Annotated in this window: 4 protein-coding genes and 2 pseudogenes; all 6 read right to left on the bottom strand. The window is 66.1% G+C overall.

Annotated features, from left to right (window positions below; all coding sequences use genetic code 11):
• Nucleotides 1-185, bottom strand: a pseudogene (locus AC1DOC_RS20525) (carbohydrate ABC transporter permease); the annotation flags it as partial.
• On the bottom strand, nucleotides 182-1,057 hold the full coding sequence (locus AC1DOC_RS20520; protein WP_012748447.1) for a carbohydrate ABC transporter permease: 876 nt from the start codon (nucleotides 1,055-1,057) through the stop codon (nucleotides 182-184). The gene AC1DOC_RS20520 and the pseudogene AC1DOC_RS20525, both read right to left, overlap by 4 nt.
• Before the next feature lie 19 nt (nucleotides 1,058-1,076).
• Nucleotides 1,077-2,408: an extracellular solute-binding protein gene (locus AC1DOC_RS20515; protein WP_062366631.1), complete on the bottom strand. Its 1,332-nt coding sequence runs from the start codon at nucleotides 2,406-2,408 to the stop codon at nucleotides 1,077-1,079.
• A 32-nt stretch (nucleotides 2,409-2,440) separates the two neighbouring features.
• Complete coding sequence (locus AC1DOC_RS20510; protein WP_018905566.1) at nucleotides 2,441-3,535, bottom strand: ABC transporter ATP-binding protein; 1,095 nt, start codon at nucleotides 3,533-3,535, stop codon at nucleotides 2,441-2,443.
• A 26-nt stretch (nucleotides 3,536-3,561) separates the two neighbouring features.
• On the bottom strand, nucleotides 3,562-4,272 hold the full coding sequence (locus AC1DOC_RS20505; RefSeq protein WP_478130385.1) for a cytochrome b family protein: 711 nt from the start codon (nucleotides 4,270-4,272) through the stop codon (nucleotides 3,562-3,564).
• Nucleotides 4,273-4,275: 3 nt separating this feature from the next.
• Nucleotides 4,276-4,545, bottom strand: a pseudogene (locus AC1DOC_RS20500) (substrate-binding domain-containing protein); the annotation flags it as partial.

Raw genomic sequence — 4,545 nt, 5'->3', positions numbered from 1 at the left:
TCAGTGAGCACTGCGCGGTAGTTCTCCAGCGTGGGCATGAAGATGAAATTCAGCGGCTCCGCGAAGATATTCACCTGTTGGCGCAGGCTGGTCGTGAAGATCAGCGCAATGGGCGCCACGCACAGCAGGCCCAGCGCAACAAGCATCGCGTAGTGCGCCACCACCAGGAGCAAAGGCCGCTTCATGCCGACTCCTTCAGCGGGTTGGACAACCGTAGTGCGCCCCACGACAGTGCCGCCACCACGACCAGCAGCAGAACCGACACCGCAGCCGCCACGCCGAGCTGCTGTCCCACAAACGCGGTCTTGTAGATGTGCAGCGACAGTATCTCGGTGCTGTCGCCCGGCCCGCCGAAGGTCAACACGTAGATCACCTCCAGCACGCGGAAGGCGTCGATGAGCCGCATCACCAGCGTGATGGCAATGACGTTCATCACCATCGGCAGCTTGACCTTGAAGGTCATCTGCCACCAGCGCGCGCCGTCGATGCGCGAGGCCTCGATGACCGCGCCGTCGACGTTCGCCAGTGCTGCCACCATCATGATGAAGACGAAGGGCGTCCACTGCCAGACGTCGGCAATGACGATGGCAATGAAGGCCAGCGTCGGGTCGGCCAGCCAGCCCATGGGCGCCACGCCGAATATGCCCAGCAACGCGTTGAGCAGGCCGAACTGCGCATCGAAGATGTAGCGCCACGCGAGCCCCACGGCAATGGGCGCGATCATCATCGGCAGGATGAACAGCGTGCGAAACAAGGCTGTCCCGCGCACCGGGTGCTCCAGCGCCAGGGCCAGCGCAATGCCCAGCACCATCTCGGCGCTCACGCACACGGCCGCGAACATCAGCGTGGTCCACAGCGACGACCACACGCGTGGGTTGGAGAAGGCCGAGACGAAGTTGTCCAGGCCGGCCCAGCGCGCGCCAGACCAGGGCGTGCCCAGGCCCCAGTCGAAGAAGCCGAGCTGGATGGCCGAGACGACCGGATAGAGGCAAGCGGCCGCCATGACGAGCACGGCGGGGCCGACGTAGAAGACAGGAAGCCAGGCGGGTCTGCGCATCGGGGATCGTGCCGTGGCGTCAGACCGTGTAGCCGGATTCGCGCATGATCTTCTTCACCGTCGGCACCAGTTCGTTGAGCGCGGCCTCGGCTGTCTTCTTGCCGATCAGTGCTTCGGAAATGCCCACGCCAAGCGCCTGCACGTTGATCTTGTCCCAGGCCGCGATGATCGGGCGCCAGTCGGGATTGGAATACTTCAGCGCTTCGCGAAAGACGATGTACTCGGGGTACTGGCGCACCAGGTCGGCATCGGCCATCGTCGAATTGCGGATCGGCACGCCGCCCGCGCGCGCGACCGCCTTGTCCTGCGCCTTCGAAGTCAGCCACTGCATCAGCAGGAAACCGGCATCGGCGTTCTTCGCGTTCTTCGGAATCGCAAGGCCCAGCCCGCCCGATTGCGACGAACGCCGCGTCCCCGCAGGATGCAGCGCCCAGCTCACTTTGCCTGCGACGCGGCTCTTGGCGGGGTCGTTGACCAAGCCGGCCAGCAGTGTCGAGTCGAGGTACATCGAGGCCTGCCCCTGCAGGAAGGCCGTGTTGCTCTCGCCCTGCCCATAGCCCGCAATGCCCGCCGGGCCGGTGGCGACCACTTCCTGCAGGAACTTCAGCGCGGCCACGCCTACCGAATCGTTGAAGCGCGGCTCCCATCTGGCGTCGAAGATCGCACCGCCCATCGGGTTCAGGTGCAGCAGCCAGGCATGCACGCACTGGTGGCCGGCCTGTCCGCGCGAGGCCAGCGCGCCCATGCCTTCCTTGTCCTTGATCAGGCGCAGCAGCTTGCCGAACTGCTCGTAGTTCTCGGGCGGCTGCAGGTTGTGCTTGGCGAAGATGTCGCGGCGGTAGGCCAGCACCGAAGTCTCGGCGCCGTACGGCAGGCCATAGAGCTTGGCGCCTGCGCCGGGCAGATAGCCCTTGGGGCCGCCGACGAGGCCGAGGTTCTCCAGGTAGATTGGAATGATGTCCTTGATGTCGTAGGCCGGATCGGCGAGCGCCGCGTCCGACAGGTAAGGCTCCAGCGGGCGTACCAGGTTCTTGGCTGCGTACTCGCCCTTCCACATGACGACGTAGCTCACCAGGTCGTAGTCGCCCTGGGGCTTGGCCATTTCGAGCAGTTGCTTGTCCTTGAGGCGCGCCATCGCGAGCTTGTCGATCTCGACCTTGATGCCGGTCTCGCGCGTGAACTCGGGCAGTATCTTCGCCATTGCATCGTAGTGCGGATGCGAAGGCACGTTGAGGGTGACTGTCTGGCCCGCGTATTTGGCATAGCGGTTCTGCGCGAGCGCGCCACTGAATGGCAGGCCGGCGCCGAACACGGTGATCGCGGTGCGCTTGATGATGTCTCTGCGTTGCATGGAACCTCTCCTTGGGAAAAAAGCGAAAACCGTCAGGGCCGCAGCGATTGGCCGCTGGCCGTGTCGAACAGGTGCATGTCTTCAACGTGGGCGTTCAGCCCCAGCGGACCGTGCAGCAGTCCATGCGCATCGCCCTGCACCGTGGCTGTAATGCGCGCGCCACCCGGCGACGCCAGGTGACCGACGACCTGGCTCTCGGTACCGAGGTACTCGACGATGTCGACCTTGACGTTCAGCGGTGCGTAGCCGTTGGCCACGTGCAGGGCCTGCGGTCGGATGCCGAGCGTGAGCGCCTGGTCCGCCGAGCTCACTTTTTCACGCAGCCAGGCGGGCGCGGGCAGCTCGAAGCCTTCGCCGCACAACGTGCCGTGGCCCGCTGGCCGGTCGGCGAAGCGCACCGGCAGCAGGTTCATGCCCGGCATGCCGATGAATGCCGCGACGAACAGCGTCGCCGGCCGGTTGAAAACCTCCGCCGGCGTGCCGACCTGCTGGATGCGCCCCTTGTCGAAGATGACGATCCGGTCGGCCAGCGTCATCGCCTCCACCTGGTCGTGCGTGACATACACGGTGGTCTTTGCCAGGCGCTCGTGCAGCAGTGCCAACTCGGCGCGCATGTGGCCGCGCAGCTTGGCATCGAGGTTCGACAACGGCTCGTCGAACAGGAACACCTTGGGCTCGCGAACGATGGCGCGGCCGATGGCCACGCGCTGGCGCTGCCCGCCCGACAGCTCCTTCGGCCGGCGGTTGAGCAGGTGCTCGATGTTCAACACCTTGGCCGCGACCGCCACCTTGGCGCGGATCTCCGCTGCGGGCCGGCCTGCGAGGCTGAGCGCAAAGCTCATGTTCTGCGCCACGTCCATGTGCGGGTACAGCGCATAGTTCTGGAACACCATCGCGATGTCGCGCGACATCGGAGGCAGTGCGGTCACGTCTCGCCCACCGATACGAATCTGCCCTTCGCTCACGCTCTCCAGGCCCGCCACCATGCGCAGCGTGGTGCTCTTGCCGCAGCCCGACTCGCCCAGCAGCACGACGAACTCGCCTTCATGCACCGCAAGGTCGAGCTGCTGCACGACGGTGACATCGCCGAACCGCTTGGCGACGTTGCTCAATTCCAGACCTGCCATGAACACACTCCCTTTTTTATTTCGATTCAATGAAAGGGCCGACGCACGCCCCAGCCGACCGGTGGTATTCGATTGCCAGGGTGCATGGGGTCGGGGCCCCAGATCGCCTGGTAGGTGTCGATGCAGCGCCCCCGCCGTTGCAGTGCCGAGAATGCAACCCCCAGGGCTAYCCACCAGAAGCCCAGTACCAGGAGCATCCAGCGCGGCGCATCGGCCACCACCAGCCCGAGCGCGATGACGCCGACGGCCACGGCCACCGCGAGCCAGCCGACTGTTTTGTGGATGCGCTCGAAGGCCAGCCGCCATGGCGTCATGTCGTAGTGGTCGCCGCGAAGCCGGTGATCGGTCGGCCCGCCCTTGCTGCCGCGCAGAAAACCACCGGCCACCTGCGCCCACCCGGCCAGGCACAGCGCCCAACCCGCCGCCGCATGGAGGCGCGCGAGCCCGCTACCCCCAGCCCCCTGGGCACCGCGCCACGCGAGCAGCGCGCCTACCGTCATCGCCAACACGCCGCTCCATTGCAGCACGCGGTGCGCACGCCACCAGAAGGGGTTGTCGAGCCGGTGCGGCCATCCCTGCGACGGCATGACCTTGCAGAAGCGGGCCACCAGTGCCCCCAGAGGCAGCAACAAGCCCCATCCCAGCACCATGAGACGTGCGTGCCAGGCGGCCCAGGATGCGATCTCGTGGGTTGTCGCACCACTCAACGGTGCCATGAGCCAGTCGAGCGGCGGCACGGCCTACTTGCCCCACACAGCCTTGTACTGCGTCCGATAGCCGTTGTCCGGATCGAACACATTCTTCGGCCCGCCGTCCTTGCCCACGTTGCCCGCCGTCACCAGGTGCACCTTGGGCACGTAGCCCGACCACTTCTCCTTGGCGAAGGCGCGGTTGAGCTCGTCGACGATCTGCCAGCCCTGCATGTTGAGCGGCTCGGGCACCGTGCCGGCCTGGTAGCGCTGCGTGCGGATGCGCTGGTAGGCGGCCTCGGAGCCGTCGCCGGCCGACAC

The organism is Variovorax sp. 01T439_2 (assembly GCF_056398445.1).
The sequence above is the reverse complement of the archived record's forward strand: the minus strand, read 5'-3'. Positions and strand labels throughout refer to the sequence as shown.

Coding starts and splice junctions, on each gene's coding strand:
- AC1DOC_RS20520 (WP_012748447.1), bottom strand. CDS start 1,057: ATGCGCAGACCCGCCTGGCTTCCTGTCTTCTACGTCGGCCCCGCCGTG.
- AC1DOC_RS20515 (WP_062366631.1), bottom strand. CDS start 2,408: ATGCAACGCAGAGACATCATCAAGCGCACCGCGATCACCGTGTTCGGC.
- AC1DOC_RS20510 (WP_018905566.1), bottom strand. CDS start 3,535: ATGGCAGGTCTGGAATTGAGCAACGTCGCCAAGCGGTTCGGCGATGTC.